General features: G+C 65.9%; 20 protein-coding genes, 1 tRNA gene and 1 pseudogene. 11 read left to right on the top strand and 11 right to left on the bottom strand.

Translation table 11 applies throughout. The features are described from left to right. The first annotated feature begins 19 nt into the window (after positions 1-19). Positions 20-1231, top strand: a complete 1212-nt coding sequence (gene coaE / locus ACIA48_RS29235; protein WP_396739662.1) for a dephospho-CoA kinase — start codon at positions 20-22, stop codon at positions 1229-1231. Between the two features lie 3 nt (positions 1232-1234). Here the strand turns inward: coaE and ACIA48_RS29230 are convergent, their stop codons facing one another. Both ACIA48_RS29230 and ACIA48_RS29225 read right to left on the bottom strand, forming a co-directional pair. Then, positions 1235-1810, bottom strand: a complete 576-nt coding sequence (locus tag ACIA48_RS29230) for a hypothetical protein (protein ID WP_396739660.1) — start codon at positions 1808-1810, stop codon at positions 1235-1237. A 98-nt stretch (positions 1811-1908) separates the two neighbouring features. Beyond that, positions 1909-2418 (bottom strand): DUF402 domain-containing protein, encoded by a 510-nt coding sequence (locus ACIA48_RS29225; RefSeq protein WP_396739899.1) that lies wholly within the window; start codon positions 2416-2418, stop codon positions 1909-1911. A 202-nt stretch (positions 2419-2620) separates the two neighbouring features. Between ACIA48_RS29225 and uvrB the strand changes: the two genes are divergently transcribed. Then, on the top strand, positions 2621-4771 hold the full coding sequence (uvrB, locus tag ACIA48_RS29220; protein ID WP_396739658.1) for an excinuclease ABC subunit UvrB: 2151 nt from the start codon (positions 2621-2623) through the stop codon (positions 4769-4771). Between the two features lie 39 nt (positions 4772-4810). Further along, the gene (locus ACIA48_RS29215) at positions 4811-6205 is read left to right on the top strand and encodes an MFS transporter (RefSeq protein WP_396739656.1); all 1395 of its coding nucleotides are present in this window, start codon (positions 4811-4813) and stop codon (positions 6203-6205) included. On the opposite strand, the gene ACIA48_RS29210 is transcribed toward ACIA48_RS29215, so the two are convergent. After that, positions 6200-6916: a 5'-methylthioadenosine/adenosylhomocysteine nucleosidase gene (locus tag ACIA48_RS29210; RefSeq protein WP_396739654.1), complete on the bottom strand. Its 717-nt coding sequence runs from the start codon at positions 6914-6916 to the stop codon at positions 6200-6202. The two genes, ACIA48_RS29215 and ACIA48_RS29210, sit on opposite strands and share 6 nt — an antisense overlap. 18 nt (positions 6917-6934) lie before the next feature. Beyond that, complete coding sequence (locus tag ACIA48_RS29205) at positions 6935-7666, bottom strand: MgtC/SapB family protein (RefSeq protein WP_396739652.1); 732 nt, start codon at positions 7664-7666, stop codon at positions 6935-6937. A 114-nt stretch (positions 7667-7780) separates the two neighbouring features. Here ACIA48_RS29205 and ACIA48_RS29200 point away from each other — a divergent pair. The 3 genes from ACIA48_RS29200 (at position 7781) to ACIA48_RS29190 (ending at position 8791) form a co-directional block, all read left to right on the top strand. Continuing rightward, positions 7781-7851: transfer RNA gene (locus tag ACIA48_RS29200), tRNA-Cys, on the top strand. Positions 7852-7878: 27 nt separating this feature from the next. After that, positions 7879-8310, top strand: a complete 432-nt coding sequence (locus tag ACIA48_RS29195) for an SRPBCC family protein (protein ID WP_396739650.1) — start codon at positions 7879-7881, stop codon at positions 8308-8310. A gap of 229 nt (positions 8311-8539) precedes the next feature. Further along, complete coding sequence (locus ACIA48_RS29190; protein WP_396739898.1) at positions 8540-8791, top strand: hypothetical protein; 252 nt, start codon at positions 8540-8542, stop codon at positions 8789-8791. On the opposite strand, the gene ACIA48_RS29185 is transcribed toward ACIA48_RS29190, so the two are convergent. Beyond that, positions 8788-9606, bottom strand: coding sequence for an alpha/beta fold hydrolase (locus tag ACIA48_RS29185; protein ID WP_396739897.1), 819 nt, complete (start codon positions 9604-9606; stop codon positions 8788-8790). The two genes, ACIA48_RS29190 and ACIA48_RS29185, sit on opposite strands and share 4 nt — an antisense overlap. A 62-nt stretch (positions 9607-9668) precedes the next feature. Then, positions 9669-10316, bottom strand: a complete 648-nt coding sequence (locus ACIA48_RS29180) for a UdgX family uracil-DNA binding protein (protein ID WP_396739648.1) — start codon at positions 10314-10316, stop codon at positions 9669-9671. A 216-nt stretch (positions 10317-10532) separates the two neighbouring features. Here ACIA48_RS29180 and ACIA48_RS29175 point away from each other — a divergent pair, with 216 nt between their 5' ends. Continuing rightward, on the top strand, positions 10533-10979 hold the full coding sequence (locus ACIA48_RS29175; RefSeq protein ID WP_396739646.1) for a universal stress protein: 447 nt from the start codon (positions 10533-10535) through the stop codon (positions 10977-10979). Here ACIA48_RS29175 and lnt read toward each other — a convergent pair. The 3 genes and pseudogenes from lnt to ACIA48_RS29160 form a co-directional block, all read right to left on the bottom strand. Next, positions 10945-12396, bottom strand: a pseudogene (gene lnt / locus ACIA48_RS29170) (apolipoprotein N-acyltransferase); the annotation flags it as partial. The gene ACIA48_RS29175 and the pseudogene lnt sit on opposite strands and share 35 nt — an antisense overlap. After that, positions 12374-13258, bottom strand: a complete 885-nt coding sequence (locus ACIA48_RS29165; protein ID WP_396739644.1) for a fructose bisphosphate aldolase — start codon at positions 13256-13258, stop codon at positions 12374-12376. The pseudogene lnt and the gene ACIA48_RS29165, both read right to left, overlap by 23 nt. A gap of 98 nt (positions 13259-13356) precedes the next feature. After that, on the bottom strand, positions 13357-14028 hold the full coding sequence (locus ACIA48_RS29160) for an MBL fold metallo-hydrolase (RefSeq protein ID WP_396739642.1): 672 nt from the start codon (positions 14026-14028) through the stop codon (positions 13357-13359). 114 nt (positions 14029-14142) lie between these two features. Between ACIA48_RS29160 and uvrA the strand changes: the two genes are divergently transcribed. Continuing rightward, entirely contained in the window at positions 14143-17046 is a 2904-nt protein-coding gene (gene uvrA, locus ACIA48_RS29155) for an excinuclease ABC subunit UvrA (protein WP_396739640.1), read from the top strand. 167 nt (positions 17047-17213) lie between these two features. Here the strand turns inward: uvrA and ACIA48_RS29150 are convergent, their stop codons facing one another. Further along, a complete protein-coding gene (locus ACIA48_RS29150; protein ID WP_396739638.1) occupies positions 17214-18377 on the bottom strand; it encodes a winged helix DNA-binding domain-containing protein in 1164 nt (387 codons plus the stop codon). A gap of 115 nt (positions 18378-18492) precedes the next feature. Here ACIA48_RS29150 and ACIA48_RS29145 point away from each other — a divergent pair, with 115 nt between their 5' ends. From ACIA48_RS29145 to ACIA48_RS29135, 3 genes are all read left to right on the top strand, one after another. Next, positions 18493-18981 (top strand): lipoprotein LpqH, encoded by a 489-nt coding sequence (locus ACIA48_RS29145; protein WP_396739636.1) that lies wholly within the window; start codon positions 18493-18495, stop codon positions 18979-18981. Between the two features lie 62 nt (positions 18982-19043). After that, a complete protein-coding gene (locus ACIA48_RS29140; protein ID WP_396739634.1) occupies positions 19044-20666 on the top strand; it encodes a hypothetical protein in 1623 nt (540 codons plus the stop codon). Next, a complete protein-coding gene (locus ACIA48_RS29135; RefSeq protein ID WP_396739895.1) occupies positions 20663-21886 on the top strand; it encodes a CHAT domain-containing protein in 1224 nt (407 codons plus the stop codon). The genes ACIA48_RS29140 and ACIA48_RS29135 overlap by 4 nt, the downstream gene beginning before the upstream one ends. Here ACIA48_RS29135 and ACIA48_RS29130 read toward each other — a convergent pair whose 3' ends face one another. Then, positions 21887-22351, bottom strand: coding sequence for a hypothetical protein (locus ACIA48_RS29130; protein WP_396739632.1), 465 nt, complete (start codon positions 22349-22351; stop codon positions 21887-21889). It lies immediately after the preceding gene. Positions 22352-22424 lie beyond the last annotated feature (73 nt).

Below are 22424 nucleotides of genomic sequence, written 5' to 3'. Positions count from 1 at the left end.
GGCCTGACAGACTGGTGCCGTGCTGCGCATAGGCCTGTCCGGCGGTATCGGCGCCGGAAAGTCGACGGTGTCGTCGACGTTCAGTGAGCTCGGAGGGATCGTCGTCGACGGCGACGTGATCGCCCGCGAGGTGGTGGAACCGGGGACCGAGGGGCTGGGCAAACTCGTCGATGCCTTCGGCAAGGGCATTTTGCAAGACGACGGCTCGTTGAACCGGCCCGCGCTGGCCTCGATCGCCTTCAGCGACGACGAGAAGCGCAAGACGCTGAACGGGATCGTGCACCCGCTGGTGGCGCACCGTCGTTCGGAGTTGATCGCCGCAGCAGCGGAGGATGCCGTGATCGTCGAGGACATTCCGCTGCTTGTGGAGTCCGGGATGGCCCCGATGTTTCCGTTGGTGGTGATCGTGCACGCCGACGAGGATCTCCGTGTGAAGCGGTTGATCGAGTACCGCGGCTTCTCCGAGGAGGACGCCCGCGCCCGTATCGCAGCGCAGGCCACCGAGGAACAGCGGCGCGCCGTGGCCGATGTGTGGCTCGACAATTCAGGCAGCGCAGGGGAGTTGGTGGAGCAGGCGCGGGCGCTGTGGCATGAGCGGATCCTGCCGTTCGCGCACAACCTGGACCACGGCCAACCGGCCCGCTCGAAACCCGTTCTGGTGCCCAGCGATCCGTCGTGGTCCGATCAGGGACGTCGTATCGCGGCTCGGCTCAACACCGCATGCGGCCACCGCGCGGTGCGCATCGACCACATCGGGTCGACGGCCGTTGCCGGGGTGGACGCCAAGGATGTGATCGACATGCAGGTGACCGTCGCCTCGCTCGAGGTGGCCGATGAACTGGCCGACGCGTTGACGACGACGGGCTACGTACGTAGGCCGGTCACGGCCGACGTCGGCAAGCCCGACGCGCGCAGCACCGTCGCGGAGTTCGATCACACCAACGATGAAGCGTTGTGGCACAAGCGACTTCACTGCTCAGCGGATCCGGGCAGGCCGACGAATGTCCACATCAGGGTCGACGGTTGGCCGGGTCAACAGTTTGCCCTGCTGTTCGTGGACTGGTTGGGAAAGAACCCGTCCGTGCAGGCCGACTACGTCGCACTCAAGCGCAAGGTGGCGGCAACGGCGCACGCCGATACCGGCGCATACGCCGATGCGAAGGAGCCGTGGTTTCTCGACGCCTACCGGCGGGCCTGGGAGTGGGCGGACACGACGGACTGGCGTCCGTAGCGATCAGGCCGGAGGCGGCGCGGCGGGTGGTGCCGCGTTCGGATCAGGCGGTACGGCGTTCGGATCCTCGGGGCCGGCGTCCACGTTCGGGATACCGGCGACCGGGATGTCCAGCGGGGCACCGCATTGCAGCGTTCCATACAGCGGATCGTCCTTGACGCGGAAGAACCTCGGTGCGATGAACTGGTCGGCCTGCGCGACGATCTGGTCGTCGACCAGGATCTCGCAGTGCAGGTTGGATCCGTACGGCCATCCGATGGACAGCGTCATGCCGGCCTTCTTGGGATCGTCGAGGACCGTGTTCACCTCGAAGGTCTGGCCGGGCAGCATCGTCGGCGTAGCGCTGTTGACGTTCGCATCGTCCTGCTTGTACGCGACCACCGCGTCACGGGACGTTCCGTCGGCTCGCGCCCGATAGATGACGTTGTGGAGCACCTCGGGGACGGCGGCGGGCGCCGGCTGCGGCTCAGCAGGTTCGGTGCCGGGTTGGGCGAGCGCAGCCGCCGGAGACCACAGCACGCCGGTACCGATGACGGCGACAACGGCGACTGCCTGCCATCGGCGCTTGGTGGAACTCATGACAGCCGACCTTACCGGCTCGGCCCGCGTGGCAGCCGCGTCGTTGACCTGCGCTGTTGTGGTCATCACAACAGAAATCGATCAAGATCGACCAGGTGTTACGTCGGATCGCGCCAGGTCAGGACAATATTGTGGCCGAGAAGCCAACGGTCGAGGTCGTAATCGTTTCTGGACAGCCCATCCATTGTCGAAACTGCCGTCTGAACTGCGCGTTCAGCCGCTTCCGGCGACAGCAGGCGGTGCCTGACCGCGGTGAGCAACTCGTCGACGTCCGCTAGCTCCACCCCGATGCCGGTGCGCACCACCAGATCGAGGTAATGATCCTCGGTCTGCCACACTGCCTCGCCCGGCGTGAATCGTCCGATATCGAGGTAATAGTCCTGGTCGCGCTCGTAGCCGGGGTTGAAGTGGAAGATGGTGGTACGCAACCCCAGCTCAGGAAGCAACCACGATTCGAGGTAGTGGAACTGTGCGCGGCCGGGAGCGGGGCGGGCCATGTACAGCCCCCACGGCTCGACGGAGTAGACGTCGACGGCGCGCACAATGCCCTTCGGATCGGTATTGGTGCGAGCCTGCAGGTCGAAAGTCTCGTGCTTGGGAGGATGGATGATCTGAGAATAGTCGTGCGGCGGCTGCTGACTAGCCGCTCGGTGTTCTCCACATGGCGTATGTCGCCGGACAATCCGCGACGCCGCTGTTCACCGTCCGGGACCAACCATCGGTAGATCCGGTCGTCGAAGAAGGCCCGGCACAATGTGCCGAGTATCCCGGGAATTACAGATGTCGGTGGCGGGTTCTACCCTGGTGAATATGGCTTTCGCGACCGAACATCCCGTGCTGGCGCACTCGGAGTACCGTCCTGTCGACGCCGTTGTGCGCGCTGGTGGTCGGTTCGACGTCGTCAGTGAGTACGACCCCGCCGGGGATCAGCCCGCCGCAATCGACGAGCTCGAGCGGCGGGTCCAGGCAGGGGAGCGCGACATCGTGCTGCTCGGAGCCACCGGCACCGGCAAGTCCGCGACGACGGCCTGGCTCATCGAGCGTTTGCAGCGGCCGACCCTGGTGATGGCACCCAACAAGACGCTGGCTGCCCAGCTTGCGAACGAGCTGCGGGAGATGTTGCCGCACAACGCTGTCGAATACTTCGTCTCGTACTACGACTACTACCAGCCCGAGGCGTACATCGCGCAGACCGACACCTACATCGAGAAGGACAGCTCGATCAACGACGACGTGGAGCGGCTGCGGCACTCGGCGACGTCGAGCCTGCTCTCCCGCCGTGACGTCGTCGTGGTCGCCTCGGTGTCGTGCATCTACGGTCTCGGTACGCCGCAGTCCTACCTGGACCGGTCGGTGGAACTGCAGGTCGGGCAAGAAGTTCCGCGTGACGCGCTGCTGCGGCTGCTGGTCGACGTGCAGTACACCCGCAATGACATGTCGTTCACCCGCGGCTCGTTCCGCGTCAGAGGCGACACCGTCGAGATCATTCCGTCGTATGAAGAATTGGCGGTGCGCATCGAGTTCTTCGGCGACGAGGTCGAGGAGCTGTATTACCTGCACCCGCTGACCGGTGACGTGGTCCGAAAGGTCGACTCGTTGCGGATCTTCCCAGCCACCCACTACGTCGCGGGACCGGAGCGGATGGCGCATGCCATCTCGACCATCGAGCAGGAGCTCGAGGAGCGGCTGGCCGAACTGGAAGGTCAGGGCAAGCTGCTCGAGGCGCAGCGGCTGCGAATGCGCACCAACTACGACGTCGAGATGATGCGCCAGGTCGGGTTCTGCTCGGGTATCGAGAACTACTCACGCCATATCGACGCCCGGCCGGCGGGTTCGGCGCCGGCGACACTGCTCGACTACTTCCCCGAAGACTTCCTGCTGGTCATCGACGAGTCACACGTGACCGTCCCACAGATCGGTGGCATGTACGAAGGCGACATGTCCCGCAAGCGCAACCTGGTCGACTTCGGATTCAGGCTGCCGTCGGCCGTCGACAACCGACCGTTGACGTGGGAGGAGTTCGCCGACCGGATCGGGCAGACGGTGTATCTGTCGGCCACGCCCGGTCCCTACGAGCTGAGCCAGTCCGCCGGCGAGTTCGTCGAGCAGGTCATCCGGCCGACAGGGCTTGTCGACCCGCAGGTGATCGTGAAGCCCACGAAGGGCCAGATCGACGATCTGATCGGCGAGATCCGCAAGCGCACCGAACGCGACGAGCGCGTGCTGGTCACCACGCTGACCAAGAAGATGGCCGAGGATCTGACCGACTATCTGCTCGAGATGGGTATCCGGGTGCGCTACCTGCACTCCGAGGTGGACACGCTGCGCCGCGTCGAGCTGTTGCGGCAGTTGCGACTCGGCGACTACGACGTGCTCGTGGGCATCAACTTGCTGCGAGAGGGGCTCGACCTCCCCGAGGTGTCGTTGGTCGCGATCCTCGACGCCGACAAGGAAGGATTCTTGCGGTCACCGCGAAGCCTGATCCAGACCATCGGCCGTGCGGCGCGCAACGTGTCCGGCGAGGTACACATGTACGCCGACAAGATCACCGACTCGATGAAGGAAGCCATCGACGAGACGGATCGGCGCCGGGCCAAGCAGATCGCCTACAACGAAGAGCACGGCATCGATCCAAAGCCGTTGCGTAAGAAGATCGCCGACATCCTCGATCAGGTCTACCGCGAGGCCGACGACGTCGAGATCGGTGGTTCGGGCCGCAACGCGTCACGCGGCCGTCGCGCACAGGGCGAGCCGGGCCGCGCGGTCAGCGCCGGGATCATCGAGGGCCGTGACACCACCAACATGCCGCGTGCCGAGTTGGCCGATCTGATCCGGGATCTGACCGAGCAGATGATGGCCGCGGCGCGCGATCTGCAGTTCGAGTTGGCTGCGCGGATCCGCGACGAGATCCACGATCTGAAGAAGGAATTGCGCGGCATGGACGCCGCGGGTTTGAAATAACTTGACCTCAAGCGCGGTTGAGCTCTTAGCGTGAGCGGCGTGACCGTAACTGCGACGACTGCCTCCGGCGGCTGGCGTGATCTGTTGGGCCCGAAACATCTGGGGGCTTCGACGGTGTTGGCCGGTGGCGTCTTGCTCTACGCCACCAACGAGTTCCTGACGATCAGCCTGCTGCCGAGCACGGTCGCCGATATCGGCGGGCAGCGCCTCTACGTCTGGGTCACCACGGTGTACCTCGTCGCCTCGGTCGTGTCGGCGACGACGGTGAGCGCTGTGCTGGCGCGGGTCGGTCCCCGGTGGGCGTATCTGTCGGGTCTCGGAGTGTTCGGAGTCGGTAGCTTGTCGTGCGCGCTGGCGCCGACGATGGAGCTGCTGCTGGTCGGCCGCGTGGTTCAGGGCGCAGCAGGCGGGCTGCTTGCCGGGCTTGGCTACGCGGTGATCAATTCGACGCTGCCGCAATCGCTGTGGACCAAGGCCTCGGCCCTCGTATCGGCGATGTGGGGTGTCGGCACGCTGATCGGTCCCGCGGCCGGCGGTCTGTTCGCGCAATACGGTTCGTGGCGTTGGGCTTTCGGGGTGCTCGTGGGACTGGCCGCGGCGATCGCGGTGTTGGTCCCGTTTGCGCTGCCCGAACGGCCCGGTGTACCGCCGGTGCGCGACCGAATCCCGGTGTGGTCGCTGCTGCTGCTCGGTTCGGCGGCGTTGTCGATCAGTGTCGCCGGTGTCCCGAGGAATGTGGTCTGGACCATCGCTCTGGTCGCGTTCGGCGCGGTTCTGGTAGCGGTTTTCCTGGTTGTCGATCGTCGTGCGGCAGCGGCCGTATTGCCGCCCACGGCATTTCGGCCTGGCCCGCTCAAGTGGATGTATCTCACCCTCGGCATGCTGATGGCCGCGACGATGGTCGACCTGTACGTACCGTTCTTCGGTCAGCGGCTGGCGCATCTGGCGCCGGTGGCGGCGGGCTTCCTCGGAGTGGCACTCGCGATCGGATGGACGTTCAGCGAGATCGTGAGCGCATCGGTGTCGAGGACAAAGACCGTCGTGCGCATCGTCGCAGTCGCACCTCTGGTGATGGCCGCCGGACTTGGGCTGGCTGCGGTGAGTCAGTTCGAGGACGCGTCGGGCTGGCTGATCGCGGTGTGGGTGGCCGCGCTGGCACTGACGGGCGTGGGGGTCGGTATGGCGTGGCCGCACTTGTCGGCGTGGGCGATGGGCTCGGTTGACGACGAGAGCGAAGGCGGCCGTGCTGCGGCGGCGATCAACACTGTGCAGCTGATCTTCGGAGCATTTGGTGCCGGCCTGGCGGGCATCGTGGTCAACGCGACCGATCACGGGGATGCGACGGCGGCGCGCTGGATGTTCGCCACGTTCGCGGTGCTCGCCCTGGTCGGTGTCGTCGCCTCTACGCGAAGCGGTCGCCGGACAACGTCATAGGACCGGCAGCAGCCGTCGCAGGATCGCGGCCGACGTCGCCGATGACTGCTCGACGAAGGCGGTGAAGTCGAACAGGGCATTGCCGCCGGCGAGGTCGGACAGGGCGCGGATGACCAGCCATGGCAGCTCGAATGCCTCGCAGACCTGCGCGACCGCGCCGCCCTCCATCTCGATCGCCTTGCCGTTCAGCTCTGACAGCAGCCGGTCCCGGGTGGAATCACAGTTCAGGTACTGATCGCCGGTAAGGACTGTGCCGTAGACGATTTGGCCGGGAACCGGCATGCCGTCCAACTGGTCCTTGACCCGGGCGAGCAGTTCGGGATCGACCGGATAGCCGAGTCGCTCGGTGGGATTGATGATCGGCGCGTGCCCCGGCTGATACGTCCGGACCATTCCGTTCTCGAGGACGCCGGCGTCGTGCTGAACGATCATGTCGGCCACGACGACGTCGCCGATCGACAGCGCCGGGTCCAGGCCACCCGCGACGCCCGAGAAAACGATTGTGCGGCAACCGAACCGATCCGCCAGCAGCGTGGTGACGATCGCCGCGTTGACCTTGCCCATCCCGGACCCGGCCAGCACCACGTCGTGGCCGTCGAGGACGCCGGTGACGAAGGTCGTATGCGCCGCCGCTTCGGTGCGCGTCTGCGCGAGGTCACGCTGCAGAGCGGCGAGTTCCTGCGGGATGGCACAGATCAATCCGATGGTCACACCGCATTATTGCGCGGTCTAGTCGGGGTCGTCGTCAAGCTGGTGGATCCCGATGACCCCGTCGATTCCCGCCAACACCATGGGTGCGTTGACAATGCCTCTGCCTCCGAGCGTCAACAAGACACCGGCCTGTCCGGCGCCTGTCGCCTGTTCTGCAGTGTCATTCGCGAGGTCGGTGAGTTGCCACTGGCGCCGCTCGCACGCTTGCAGAATGCGCGTCATCACGCCCCGGCCTTCGCTGTAGCTGATGTGCATGGTGACAGATCCGCTCAGCCGGGAGGTGAGCCAGCGCGCGAGTGGGAGGAAGCCGATGACGACGAGGAAGTGCATCGCCGTCACAGTGATCGCCAACAGCAGCAGACCTGACCCGGCGGCCATACCGATGGCTGCGGATTCCCACACCGCCGCCGCGGTGGTCAGGCCGTGTACTGAACCGCGCCGGAAGATGATGATGCCGGCGCCGAGAAAGCCGATGCCTGAGACGATCTGGGCGGCGACACGGGACGGGTCGACGACGACGAGCCCGTCCTGCAGCACGTCCTGGAAGCCGTACTTGCTGACCAGCAGGATCAGCGCCGCGGCCGTGCCGACAATTGTCTGGGTCCGCACGCCGGCACTCTTGCCCTGGAGCTCGCGTTCGAGGCCGATCAGCGCCGTGAGACCGAACGCGACGAACAACTCGACGATCTGGCGGGTGCCCTGCCCGGGGCCGCCGAAGAACGGCGGGTCTGCGGCCAGCAAGACGTCCATGCCGACAAGTTAGCGCTGGGGCCCGCACGCTCACGGTTGGCGCGCCGTCGGTTCGCATCATGGCGATTGCAACCGTGGGCTGATGGCCGTCACCGTGGCAACGTCAATCGGAACGCGGGTGTGGCTGAGTGGTTAGGTACCGGCCTGCAAAGCCGTTTACACGGGTTCGAATCCCGTCACTCGCTCCGACGGTTGGCGCTTAGTATCGTGGCGTGGCCAAGCTCGAGCTGTCCCGTGACCTGTCGTTGAGCCCCGAGGATGCGTGGGAACACGTATCCGACCTGTCCACGCTGGGGGACTGGCTGTCGATGCACGAGGGCTGGCGCAGCGATTTGCCGTCCGAACTCGAAGTGGGTACGACCATCGTCGGCGTGGCCGGCGCCAAGGGGATGCGCAACCGCGTCAAGTGGACCATCAAAGAACTCGATCCGCCGCGGCTGATCGCCATCACCGGTGACGGCGTGGGCGGAACAAAGTACGCACTCAGGATGACGGTCGCGCCGAAGAAGCAGGGATGTTCGTTCACGATGAAGATGGAACTGGGCGGCGCACCGCTGTTCGGGCCTATCGGGATGGCGGCGGTGCGGGCCGTGAAGGGCGACATCGAACGCTCGATTCGCACGTTCGAATCGCTGTACGGCTGAACTGTTCGCAACTTTGCAGTAGGAGTTGACCGCTACGCCGGTCGCAAACCACGTTAGCGAAAAATCCTGCAGTAGAACCGGGTTCAGCGCACTCGACATGGTCGCGTGATGCTCTTTGCTGAAAGTTTTGGTACGCGTAGACCCACGGGGTTGCGCATGCGGGGATCTGTAGATCGGCTAAGGTTGAGTCGGGTCGGATATCTGATTTTGCAGAGGTTTGATTGTGAAGATGAAGAATATCGGCGCCAGTATGGCGTTCGTCGGGGTAATGGGTTTCACGGCCGTCGGGCTGAGCACGGCCGTCGCCAATGCTGAACCGGCGGTACCGAATTCAGCCGGGGTGCCGTTCAAGCTCGACAAGCCCCGCTGGCATGACAGGCGCGACGATTACCGCGAATGGCGTGACGATTACCGCTACTACGGCCCCTGCGCGTGGGTACCGCCGAACGTGTCGGGGTGGGTGCCGCCAGCCGTCTGCTAGCTGCCGGCGACCAACGCGTCGAATATCTCCCGGTAGTGCAGATGCGCGACGAAGTGTCCGCCGTCGCGAATGTATAAGTTGGCGTTCGGGATTCGTGACGCAAGACGTTGCGGCCAGCTCGAATCGACCAGCCGGTCGTCCCTGCCTGCCCAGATGTCGACCGGAATGTCGAGGTCCTCGGGCTTGAAGCCCCAGGGCCGCATCCACGCTCGGTATTCCTCGACGGCACCGGCCGGTTGACGCATCGCTTCGCGTGTCATCCGCGCGAACAAGGCGGATGCGTCGCTACGGATGACCGCGCCGTCATCCGGTCCCAGTTCGCGTGCGGCAAGGCGGCCGTACACCTTTGGGGCGACACGCGCCGCGAGTCCGATCGTCCGGAACGGTTGCTGCGCCAGGCGCGGTGTGCGCTGCGACATGCGGGTGAGGTACCGATCCATCGCAGGAAGTTGGTCGAACACCCCGAATTCGGTTAGCGGCAACGCCCCGGCGACAATCGCTACCCTGGTCACCCTGTGAGGCAGCGCGTGCCCGACCGCCGCGGCGTACTGGCCGCCCATCGACCAGCCCATGACGGCGAATCGCTCGACGCCGATCTGGTCGACCAGTTCTTCGACGTCGCGCGTCCAGCTGTAGGTCGTGCGGCCGGGATCGGGATCTGACAGTCCGACGCCGGGCCGGTCCGGTGAGATCAGCCGCACTCCCGCTTTGACGGCAACGTCATTCGCGGCTTCCACATCGAGGCGACAGGCGAGGCCACCGTGAGCGTTGACGACGACATGCCCGTCGGGGGCACCGTATTCGACGTAGGCCATCGATCGTCCGTCTCGCAGCCGGACGAGGCGGACGACTGTCGCCTCCACATGTCGATGATGGCTCACCTGGCCAGTAGGTCCGCGGCAAATCGCAGATCCGAGACCAAAGCCTCGAAAGCCATGTCGCGGTCTTCCGGACGGCCGCGCAACACGGACGACGGGTGAGCGGTCACCACAATCTGCGGATCGGCCGGGAAGTCGTCGGTGTCGGGCAGGTGCAATACCTCGCCACGATGCGCCGTGAGCCGAAATGTGCTGCCCAGCAGCGACTGTGCGGCTGTCGCGCCGAGCAACATCACGACGTCGGGTTGCACCGATGTCAATTCGGCCAGCAGCCATGGTCGGCACGACACGACCTCGGTCCGGTTCGGTGTCTTGTGGATACGGCGCTTGCCGCGCTCCGGACGGGTGAACTTGAAATGTTTCACCGCGTTTGTGACGTATAGCCGGTCCCGGTCCACACCTGCGGCCGCGAGGGCCTTGTCGAGCAGCCTGCCTGCCGGCCCGACGAATGGTTCGCCGACCTTGTCTTCCTGATCGCCGGGCTGTTCGCCGACCAGCATGAAGTCGGCTTTTGCTGACCCCGCACCGAAGACCGTCTGGGTCGCGTCGAGGTACAGGTCGCAGCCCTTACAGCTCTGCGCGGCCTCCGCGAGTTCGGCCACGTCGCGGCTGTCCGGCACGTATTCGGCCGCGGTATGCGCTGCCATGGCAAGCGATTACCCGTCCATCGGTGGGGTAATCCGGTCCGACGTCCACACGGTATGTAGGCGGGGTCACGTCGGGATGACATCAGTGATGTTGCTAGCGCCTAAACGGCGAAAGACCAGGCTGATGCCACTCAGGTGTGGTGATTCGCACCCATGTTCGCCGAACAACGGGTTACTGTCTCGGGTGGCGCTGCAACCTACATTGGGAGGGCACGAATGAGCGGCTACACGACCATCGTGGTCGGCACGGACGGATCGGATTCGTCGCTGCGCGCGGTGGAGAAAGCCGGCCAGATCGCCGCCGGGTCAGGCGCGACAGTCATCGTCGCGACGGCGTACTTCCCCCAGAGCGAAGATCAGCGCGCGGCCGACGTGCTCAAGGACGAGGGCTACAAGATGGCGGGCAATGCCCCCATCTACGCGATTCTCCGCGAGGCGAAGGAACGCGCTCAGCAGGCGGGCGCTCCGACCGTCGAGGAAAAGGCCGTCGTCGGCGCACCCGTCGACGCATTGGTCGAACTCGCCGAAGAGGTCAAGGCTGATCTGCTGGTCGTCGGTAACGTCGGCCTATCCACGATCGCGGGCCGGCTGCTCGGCTCGGTGCCTGCGAACGTCGCACGCCGGTCCAAGACCGACGTGTTGATCGTGCACACCACGCCGTAAGCATCAGCACCGCCACTACGATCGGCCAGTCACCGAGCCGGTCGTAGACGGTGACGCGCGCCGCCAACGGTACGTCCGCCACCAGCACGCCCCGGTCGGACGCGGACAGGCGCCCCAATTCGCGGCCCCGAGCGTCGAATGCCGTACTGACACCGGATGTTCCGGCGTGCACGCCGGGATGACCGGTCTCGGCCGCGTGGACGGCTGCCATGCTCGCCAATTGTGGTTGCGCCCAACTGCCTTGGTAACTCGACGTCGAACTCTGGTACGCCAGCAGCTCGGCGCCGAGGCGCACCAGCTGCCGCGGTAGATCCGAGAACGTGGTCTCGAAACTGATCAAAGGTCCGACGGCCAACGACTCCGTGCGCAGTACGACCGGTCCGTCACCGCGTCGACGATCCTCGCCGGCCGCCTTCGTGTGGCGGGTCGCCCAGCCGAGTAGCGGTCGCAGCGGTACGTATTCACCGAACGGCACGAGCCGCGTTTTCGCATACGAACCGCGCGGCCCGTCGGAACCGATGAGCACCGACGACTTGTAGATGCCGCCGTCGGTCGCTCGGGCGTCGACGTTGACCAAGAGATCCGCCCCGACCTGGCGGCGCAGTTCGGTCAATCGCGCCATGGCGTCCGGGTGGGTCGTCAGGTCGACGCCCACACTGCTCTCGCCCCAGACGACCAGATCGAGCTGCTGGCCGACCAGCTCTTCGGTCAGCCGCTCGCTCGCCGCCTGACGCGCCGTCGCGTCCTCGATGTGGCCGGGCTGGACGAGCGCGACTCGCACCGTCGCCCCCGGGGCGGGTGCCGGACCCCACCAGAACCACGCCGGGCCTAGCGCGACGAGGACGACCGGCAGCGCCGCCGCACGCCAGGAACGCAGCAGGATCGCTGCCACGATGGCGGTGTTGACGGCGACCACCAGAAAGCTGACGAGCCATACCCCGCCGACCGAGGCGGACGCGAGCGTCGCCGGCTGATTCCACTGCGACGCGCCCAGCGGCGCCCACGGTCCGCCGAGGCGATGCCACGACCGCACCGCCTCGGCGAGCACCCAGGCCGAGGGAAGGACGACGACGGCGGCGAGAACCCGTCGGGTCTCACCGGAGAGCAGGCGTTGCGCCGCCCACCCCCACGGAAACCACAGCACGCCGACAGCGAGTGCGAGCACGACCAGCAGCGGGCCCGCACTCGGAAACAGCCAATATTGGTTCGTCAGCACGAAACCGGCCATGCCGAACCAGGCACGTCCGCCGCCCTGGACCGCGGTCGGCGCGGCGCGGACGATGAACAGCAACGGAACGAGTCCGATCCACGCCAACCACCACCACGACACCGCGGGGAAGGCAAGAGCGGGGATCGCGCCGGCTACCAGCGCCGCCGCGAGCCCGCGAATCAGGTCAGCTGGCGGAAGCCTTGGCAATGCTCGCGATCGCCTGATCCAACGTCGCGTTGAATTCCTCGTCGCTCTGCTGCGCGGTCAGACCCTCGGTCAGCGCGCGCGAGAAGCTCGCGATGACGCCTGTGTTGCGGGCCAGCTTCTCGCAGGCCTCGTCGCGCGCGTAGCCACCGGACAGCGCCACCACACGCAGCACCTTCGGGTGGTCGACGAGCTCCTTGTAGAGGTTGTCGGTGTCGGGCAGCGTCAGCTTGAGCATGACCTTCTGGTCGTCACCGAGCGCGTTGACGCCCGCGAGCAGGGCGGCGTTGAGTTGATCCTCGGCCTCGGCCTTCTTGGGGCTCTTGATGTCGACCTCGGGCTCGATGATCGGGACCAAGCCCTTGGCGAGGACCTGTTGGCCCACCTCGAACTGCTGGGCGACGACGGCGTCCAGACCCGCGCCCGGCAGCTTGATGACCGAGCGCTCCTTGGTCCCGAATACGCCGTTGGCGACCGCGCGATCCAGCAGATCGTCGAGGCCGGGCATCGGCTTCATGGTTTGCGCGCCGTCCTGCTCGTCGTTCAGACCCTTGTCGATCTTGAGGAACGGGACGATGTTCTTGACGTTCCACAGGTAGTCGGCGGTCGGACGGCCTTCGACCTGGCGGTCCATGGTCATCTCGAACAGGATGGCGCCCATCACGCGGTCGCCGTTGAAGGCCGGGCTGGTGATGATGCGAGTCCGCATCTCGTGCACCAGGTCGAACATCTGCTCGTCGCCGGAGTAGGCGTCCTCACTGATGCCGTAGAGCTTCAGCGCCTTCGGCGTGCTGCCGCCGCTTTGATCAAGTGCGGCGATGAAACCGGCACCGCTTTGAGCCTTCTTCAACTGATCCTGATTCACCTAGTTCTCCTGGATCTCCTGCAGCTGCCTCGACGAGTTCTGCGCATCAGACTAGGCCAGCGGGTTCACAGCCTCGCGGGGCCCTGACTTTGCGCTCCTCACCAACCCCGTTCTTTCCACTCCGCTAGATGAGGGCGCTCGGTACCGAGGGTGGTGTCGTCGCCGTGGCCCGGATAGACGACGGTCGAATCGTCGTACACGTCGAAGACCTTGCTGGTCACGTCGCCCAGCAGCTTGTCGAAGTCGCCTTCCTGCCAGGTCTTGCCGACGCCGCCAGGGAACAGGCAGTCGCCGGTGAACAGGTGCGTCCTGTCGTCGGCGCCGACGAGGGCCAACGCCACCGACCCGGGGGTGTGCCCCTGCAGATGGATGACGTCGAAGGTCAGATCGCCGACCTTGACGGTGTCGCCCTGGCCGAGGATCCGGTCGGGCTTGACCGGCAGCGCCTCGGCGTCGAGTTGATGAGCCGCGGTGGGTGCCCCGGTGCTCTTGGTCACCTGCTCGAGCGCCTGCACGTGGTCGAAGTGCTGGTGGCTGGTGACGATCAGGGACAGCTTGGGCGCGAAGCGCTCGATGAGTTCCAGGAGGATTTCGGGATCGTTGGCCGCGTCGATGAGTAGCGTCTCGCCAGTCTGGGAACACGTCACCAGGTACGCGTTGTTGTCCATCGGGCCCACCGAAACCTTGACGATCGATGCACTTGGAAGGGTGCGCCGGGCTGCGGTCTGCGCTTCGACATGGCCGGTGTAGTTGTCGTCGACGACGGTCATGTCATCACGGTATCTGGCTTGGCTGAGGCTCGACCCAGGACTTGTCGGTGGGGGGACCTAGCATGGGTTTCAACTATGTCTTCGGGAGGATTTCGTCGTTGAAAGAGAACGGCTGTGTCTGATCGCCTGATTGTCAAAGGTGCACGCGAACACAACTTACAGAGCGTTGATCTCGACCTGCCCCGCGATGCGCTGATCGTCTTCACCGGCCTGTCCGGTTCGGGGAAGTCGTCGCTGGCATTCGACACGATTTTCGCGGAGGGCCAGCGTCGATACGTCGAGTCGCTGTCCGCCTACGCGCGCCAGTTCCTCGGCCAGATGGACAAGCCCGACGTCGACTTCATCGAGGGCCTGTCACCCGCGGTGTCCATCGACCAGAAGTCGACCAACCGCAACCCACGGTCGACCGTCGGCACGATCACCGAGGTGTACGACTACCTGCGTCTGCTCTACGCCCGGGCCGGCACCCCGCATTGCCCGGTGTGCGGTGAGCGCATCGCCCGCCAGACGCCGCAGCAGATCGTCGACCAGGTCCTCGCAATGGACGAGGGCCTGCGCTTCCAGGTGCTCGCCCCGGTGGTGCGCACCCGCAAGGGCGAGTTCGTCGACCTGTTCGACAAGCTGAACACCCAGGGCTACAGCCGGGTGCGCGTCGACGGGGTGGTGTATCCGCTGACCGAGCCGCCCACGCTGAAGAAGCAGGAAAAGCACGACATCGAGGTCGTCGTCGACCGGTTGACAGTCAAGGCGAGCGCCAAGCAACGCCTGACCGACTCGGTGGAGACGGCCCTGAACCTGGCCGACGGCATCGTCGTCCTGGAATTCGTCGACCGCGAGGACGACCATCCGCACCGCGAGCAGCGGTTCTCCGAGAAGCTCGCATGTCCGAACGGGCACCCGCTCGCCGTCGACGACCTCGAACCGCGGTCCTTCTCCTTCAACTCGCCGTACGGCGCCTGCCCGGAGTGCGTGGGTCTGGGCATTCGCAAGGAGGTCGACCCGGAACTGGTCGTCCCCGACCCGGACCTGACACTCGCCGAGGGTGCGATCGCTCCGTGGTCCATGGGGCAGACGGCCGAGTACTTCACCCGCATGCTGAAGGGGCTCGGCGATCAGATCGGGTTCGACGTCGACACCCCGTGGAAGAAGCTGCCCGCCAGGGCGCGCAAGTCGATCCTCGAAGGTTGCGACGAGCAGGTGCACGTGCGGTACAAGAACCGCTACGGCCGAACCCGTTCGTACTACGCCGATTTCGAAGGCGTGATGGCGTTTCTGCACCGTCGCATGGAGCAGACCGACTCCGAGCAGATGAAGGAGCGCTACGAGGGCTTCATGCGCGACGTGCCGTGCCCGGAGTGCGAGGGCACGAGGCTGAAGCCGGAGATCCTCGCGGTGACGATGACGGCGGGGGAGCACGGCCCCAAATCGATCGCCGAGGTCGCCGAACTGTCGATCGCCGACTGCTCTGCATTCCTCAACGCGTTGACGCTCGGATCGCGCGAGGCGGCTATCGCGGGTCAGGTGCTCAAGGAGATCCAGTCGCGGCTCGGGTTCCTGCTCGACGTGGGACTCGACTATCTGTCGCTGTCCCGGGCGGCGGGCACGCTGTCCGGCGGTGAGGCGCAACGCATTCGGTTGGCCACACAGATTGGCTCGGGGCTCGTCGGGGTGCTCTACGTCCTCGACGAACCGTCGATCGGACTGCATCAGCGCGACAACCGGCGGCTGATCGAGACGCTGATCCGGTTGCGCGACCTCGGCAACACACTGATCGTCGTCGAGCACGACCTCGACACCATCGCCCATGCGGACTGGGTCGTCGACATCGGTCCCGCAGCGGGTGAACACGGCGGTCAGATCGTGCACAGCGGTACGTACGAAGATCTGCTGACGAACTCGAATTCGATTACCGGCGCCTATCTTTCGGGCAAGGAAGAGATCGAGGTGCCGGCGATGCGCCGGCCCGCCGACCGCAAGCGGCAGCTCACCGTCGTCGGTGCGCGCGAGCACAATTTGCAAGAGATCGACGTGGCGTTCCCGCTCGGCGTGCTGACGTCGGTCACAGGCGTCTCCGGTTCGGGTAAGTCGACTCTGGTGAACGACATCCTGGCGTCGGTGCTCGCCAACAAGCTCAACGGCGCCCGGCAGGTGCCGGGGCGGCACACCCGCGTGACGGGTCTGGACAAGCTGGACAAACTCGTTCGCGTCGACCAGTCACCGATCGGCCGCACACCTCGGTCCAATCCCGCCACCTACACCGGTGTGTTCGACAAGATTCGCACGCTATTCGCGGCCACCACCGAGGCGAAAGTCCGCGGCTACCAGCCGGGCCGGTTCTCGTTCAACGTCAAAGGTGGCCGCTGCGAAGCGTGTTCGGGTGACGGCACCATCAAGATCGAGATGAACTTCCTGCCGGACGTGTATGTGCCGTGCGAGGTGTGCCAGGGCGCGCGCTACAACCGCGAAACCCTCGAGGTGCATTACAAGGGCAAGACCATCGCCGAGGTGCTCGACATGTCGATCGAGGATGCGGCCGAGTTCTTCAAGCCCATCACGTCGATCCATCGGTATCTGGCGACGCTGGTCGACGTCGGTCTCGGTTACGTCCGGTTGGGGCAGCCGGCGCCGACGCTGTCGGGTGGTGAGGCGCAGCGCGTCAAGCTGGCGTCCGAACTGCAGAAGCGGTCCACCGGCCGCACCATCTACATTCTCGACGAGCCGACCACCGGCCTGCACTTCGAGGACATCCGCAAATTGCTCGCCGTCATCAACGGCCTTGTGGACAAAGGCAATACGGTCATCGTCATCGAGCACAACCTCGACGTGATCAAGACCTCTGACTGGATCGTCGACATGGGTCCTGAGGGTGGGGCAGGTGGCGGATCGGTGGTCGCATCGGGCACCCCGGAGGACGTCGCGGCCAACCCCGACAGCTATACAGGTCACTTCCTGGCTGAGGCGCTGGGTGTGGCGCGGCCGGCCCCCAAGAAGCGCAAGCGGAGCAAGGTCAGCGCCTAGGCTCGTTGCGATGAGACTGCGCACAGATCGCGTTGTTGTCCCACTTTGCGATCTCTCCGCAGTTTCGATGCGAGCACAATGCCAATTGCTCGTTGACACTGCGCTGAGGGCGGTGTGCACTCGTATTTCGCTGCCATGGATGCAGAGTCAACGGGCCGCCGTTCGGCTCAACGGGCCTTCGACAGCGGGGACGGGAAGCGCGGGCTGACCCGCACGCCGGCGAGCCACTCGGTCAGCTCATCGGCCCGGCGCTGCAGCGCCTTCTGTGCCGCCCGGCCGACATCCTCGAGCAACCGCACCTCGACGCGGCCCTCGGCGTCCTGGCCCCACGCCCCGACGATCCGACCGTCGCACCACGCGGTCGGGCCACCGTTTCCGTTCGAGTCGAACACCTGACTGCGGTGCCCGCCGAGGTACCAGTCGCGGTCGAACCACCCCATCGTCGTGACGTCGAGGCCGGGCAGCAGCGCGCACCACGGTTGGGCGACCGGTTCGACATCCAGATCGTCGGGCAGCACGAAACCCGGTGTGCCCTCGAGATCCACCTCGACGGCCTCGAGATCGGTCAAGGCCTGGCGTGCCCACGTGAGCGTGTTGCCGAACCACCACTTGATGTCGGTGACCGTGGCCGGACCGAATGCGCGCAGCCACCGCCGCACCAATTCGGTGCGCGCCACCTCGGCCGACACGGCGTCCGGCATCGACGGCAGCCAGCCGGACATCGGTGCCCATCGTGGCCGTGACACCGTCCACGATCCGTCGTTCGGCCCCCGGACGATGTCACCGCGTACCGAAAGCACAGTCAGAATTCTTGGTGCCAAAGGTGTTTCGCCGCCCCACCGCTTACCCGGCGCCGGGTCGTGGTGGCCCGCCAACTCTGGCAGCGCGACACGCAGATCCTTGGCGCTGGTCGGGCCGTGCTTGCCGAGATGTTTCAGCACCGCGCTCGACGCACTGTGCAGCCATGCTTCGCCGTCACCACACACGCCGGCCTTCTGCGCATCAGCGACCACCTTTCGGCGTTCGTTGTCGGCGACCCGGTCGCTCGCGCCGGACTGGATGGCCGGCAGGTCGTCGGTCCGAACGACCCACAGAGTCCGCCGCATGGCCAAGTGCTTCACCAGGCTCCGGCGGTCGTAGAGCTCGGCGTCCAGATCGCCGAGCGTGAAGCCGGGCACCCGCGCCCAGAGCGAGAGATACGGCGTGGCCGGATCGGTGGCGTGCAGACCTACGAGATCGCCTGCGACGTGCGCCGGGGCCTGCGCGGGCGCGTTGAGAAAGTGCCTGCGCGCGAGCCTGGCCCGCCGCTCGCCAACTGTAAATGACCGCATCGCTTGCGAACGCTACCTGCGGATACCGACAAAATTTGGGATCGGTAGCCGCGTGCGCCGCCTTGACTGACCTCACGACGACGCCAGTGGGGCGGCGTATGACGAAGGGAAGATCATGAATCGAGTTGTCGCGGGTGTTGTCGCACTGGGTCTGGGCGCGGCCGTGCTGGTGGGCTGTTCGGACGATAAGAAGCCAGAAGCCGCACCCAGCAGCCCGGCATCCGGAAACACGCAGGTGAGCACGAGCGGCTCGACCGAGGTCAAGGTCGGTGGCAGCGACCTGTCCGGTCTGGATCTGAACTCGGTGACCTGCATCAAGCAGGGTGGAAAGATCAACGTCGCCAGCGCGGCGATCAACGGCCAGGCCGGCCTCGCCGTCGTCATGACCGACGAGGCGACCCCGACGGTCGAGTCGCTGGCCATGTCGGTGGACGGCAACGCACTCGGTGTCACCAACATGATGGGCGCGAAGACCGGTTCGGCCGAGGTCAAGGTCGACGGCAGCACCTACACCATCACCGGTGAAGCCACCGGCGCCGACATGGCGAATCCGATGGCCGGCATGATCAACAAGCCCTTCACCATCAAGGTGACCTGCAGCTGATCGGGCACATACCGGACGCGGCGGACGTACCTTCTACGTCCGCCGCTTCCTATGATTCAGGAATGACGATCGTGGCCGACCTCGAGCGGGCGCGCCAGTTGTCGTTGGCCGCCAACGAGGAGGCGGCCAAGGACCTGCTGCTGTCATTGGTTCCCGCCATCGAGGCCGCCGACCGCGACGACTGGCTTCTCGAGGTGTACGCACAGCTCGGCCAGCTCTATCTCGTTCGCACCGCATACGACGGGACCGACGAATCCGTTCGCCGAATCCGCGAATGCCTGGCGACCTATCAGGAGATCCGAGCCGGCAAACGGCCCGATCTTGCGGCGCAGGTGACGATGTCGGACGCCGAGGTCGATCACATGATCTGCCGGTACTCGCGACGCGCGCAGTTTCTCCAAATCGGTCTGGCCGCGGCCCACGGCGACCATGAAGCCGCCGAGGCCGCACTGTTGGTACTGACTGACGACACGGCCGAGTTCCCCGATCTCGCGGACGAGCACCGACGCCTGATCACCTTCGCGCGCGTCCTCTGCGCCAACGCGCTCTGCGACGACGATTTACATGTGCAGTCGGTTCATCTGTGGGACAAAGTGATCGACGCGATCGACGACACCGACGGCACCGACGAATTCGACGACTACCTGCTCGTCAACGGCGCGACGTCGTACGGCAGGTTCTGCATCGAGACCGGCCGGCTGCCGCAGGCCGAACCGTGGTTGCGGCGCGCGGGCGCCCGCGCCGAAGCGCGCAACTGGGCATTGGGTACGGCGAGAACGCAATTCGAACGCGCGACGGCGGCGTGGGCTCTGGGCGACAGGCGCAAGGCACAGGACTTGGCGCACCAGTCGTATCCGGCGATCGCAGAGGGCCTGCGGGCGCACGATGTGTCGCGGTGCTGGCTGTACTTCGGCCTGATCGCACTGTCCATCCAGGAGCTCGACGACGCCGAGGAGCGCTTCGGTCACGCCGAGCGGCACTGGCGCGAGATCGAGAAGCCGTTACACATCCATCGCATTCTGTTGCAGCGCAGCTGGGTTGACATTTTCCGTGGCGACTTCGACGCCGCGCGTCAGCGCACCGAAGAGGCGCGCGAACTCCTCGATTCATGGCCCCGCCACAGCTGGCTGCAGTACGCCCGTCTGCACGACCACATCGGCAGCATCTGGCGCGCCGATGCAATGGCCGACCCGGAGAACGCCGCAACCAAGCTCGAAAAGGCTGCTGAACTGAAGGTGCCCGCTGCCCTTGCGGTCGACTCGGTACGACACCTCATCACCGATGCCGACGCCCGAATGCGCTGGGCCACGCACGTGTCGGCCCGAATGCTTGCCGGGGCATTCGCCGTCGCCTGGCAGTGGGGCAACACCGACCTAGTCAGCCAGTTGGTCGAGTACCACAGTGCCCGAGGAACATTCAGTGCTGAGCCCGATCAGGAGACCGCCGAATGGACGGGCACCGCGACCGCTGCGGTGCCATTGGAGACCATCGACGAGTACGCGTTGGTCGCGGCGGGTGAGTCGCTGTCTACCGCAGGTGCAGGGCTGACGCGACTGGGTCCGCTGCCTGCGCTGCAGATGGACCCGAACTCGGGTCAGATACTCACGCGTTACCGCAACCTGGCGCGCGAAAGGTACGGCCGCGACGTGACCGCCCATGGCGCGACGTGGGCGACCTGGCCATGACGGGAGCCGTGACGGAACCTGAATCCACCACCCTGGTCTTGCGATTCGCGGACGTCGGAATCGCCACCTACGTCAGCCTGCGCGTCGTCGGGGAACCGTCGAGGACCGTGACATGGGTGATCGAGGAGGCGACCCTACAGGCGGCACTCGACGAGTTGACCGCCGCGTTGCCGGACCCGATCGACGCCGAGACCCGGCGCGACGCCCTCGAACGTGCGATCACCAAAGGCGCGTTCGCAGCGCCCGCAACCGAATTGGCGATCGCCCGCACGCTGGGCGCCAATCTGATCGCATCCGAGGCTTGGCAGTTGCTGCTCGACTGCGTGTCGTCGCCTCGGGCCGCGTTGTTCGTGTCGCCCAGCGCGCGGCTGGCCCGAGTCCCCTGGGGTCTCGTCGCGATGCCCGGCGACGACGGCCACCGGCTCATCGAGCTGGCTGACGTCCTCATGGCGGCACCGCCGAACATCGTCCACTCACCCCGTGAGCCCGCTGGCTGGGGCGGCAGGCGCGGCAGACCGCCGCTGCTGGTTCTCGATCCGCGGGTGCCCGGTCAGCGGCCGGACTCGGCGTTGGGGTCCGTACTCGGGCGTCCGTCGCCAGATACGCCGTTGGCCAAGCACTTCGGTGAGCTGATGAAGGGCCGGGAGGTTCTTCCCGACGTCGCGGCATCGGTCGACCTGTTCCGGCGCGCCGACGCGGGGCGTGCCTGGCTCGAGGACCTGCTCGCGCGGGCGCCCAGTCGGATGCTGTACGTCGGCCACGCGACCGCCGCGGATGGCGACGTCGGTCACGCCGACCGGGCCGCGCTACATCTCGCCGATGAACGACCGCTCACCGCATCGGATCTCATGGCGCTGAAGCTGCCGGTTCCGCCGCGTGTCGGCTTGCTGGCCTGCGCATCCGGCGGTGACTACCGCTTCGACGAGGCGACCGGGCTGGTGGCCGCGATGATTCTCGGTGGTGCCGAGTTGGTGACCGCCACGTTGTGGTCGCTGCCGACCGCTGCGGGTTATCGTTTGTTCGCGCCGACAGTCGAGGACACCGATCCGATGTCCGAGGCGATCCTCGCCGTCGACTGCGCGCACGAAACCGACGACGCCGGACGTGCGGTGAATGGCTGGCAGCGGGAACGGATGCGCCGGTGGTGCGATGGCGATGTGACCGCGAGCCCGCTGTACTGGGCCGCGTTGGCGACGTTCGCCGTCGACGGAGCCCGGTGATCAGCGACCCGGCGACACACAGACTGCGACCGCGGACTCGTCGTCGGATCGGTAGTACGTGTCGACGAAGCTGCCGGGCGAGACCTTCGTGATCGCCGATTCGGGAATCAGTGCCTTCTCGTGAGCCGCGAACTGCCCGCCGCCGGGACGATGCACCATCACGTCGAGCTCGACCTCGCGGAAATCCTCCCGCGCATGCCCGGTGGTCCGCATGCCCGTGACGACCGCGCGGGACTTGGTGCCGTGCCGGATCAGGTCGATTTGACCATTGGTGACCAGGCCTTTCGCGACCAGCATCCGGTCGAACTCGGCGCGAATGCCAGCCATGTCGTCGGCGGTGGCGAGGCGCTCGTCGGCTTCGCCCCCCGCATGGGCATCGGTGCCGTCGCGGTCGGGAATCAGGTACGCCAAGGACGTGGCGACGAGCAGAAACATGATCAAAGCGATCGAGTACGCGCTGGACATGCCTCAAGGCTCTGACACCCCGTCGGCTACCGAACCCAACTTTTGCCGGGTACCCGACTCTTATCCTGTCTCT

Source organism: Mycobacterium sp. NPDC051804 (genome assembly GCF_044452905.1).
GTDB lineage: Bacteria > Actinomycetota > Actinomycetes > Mycobacteriales > Mycobacteriaceae > Mycobacterium.
This window is presented reverse-complemented; position numbering and strand designations above follow the sequence as displayed.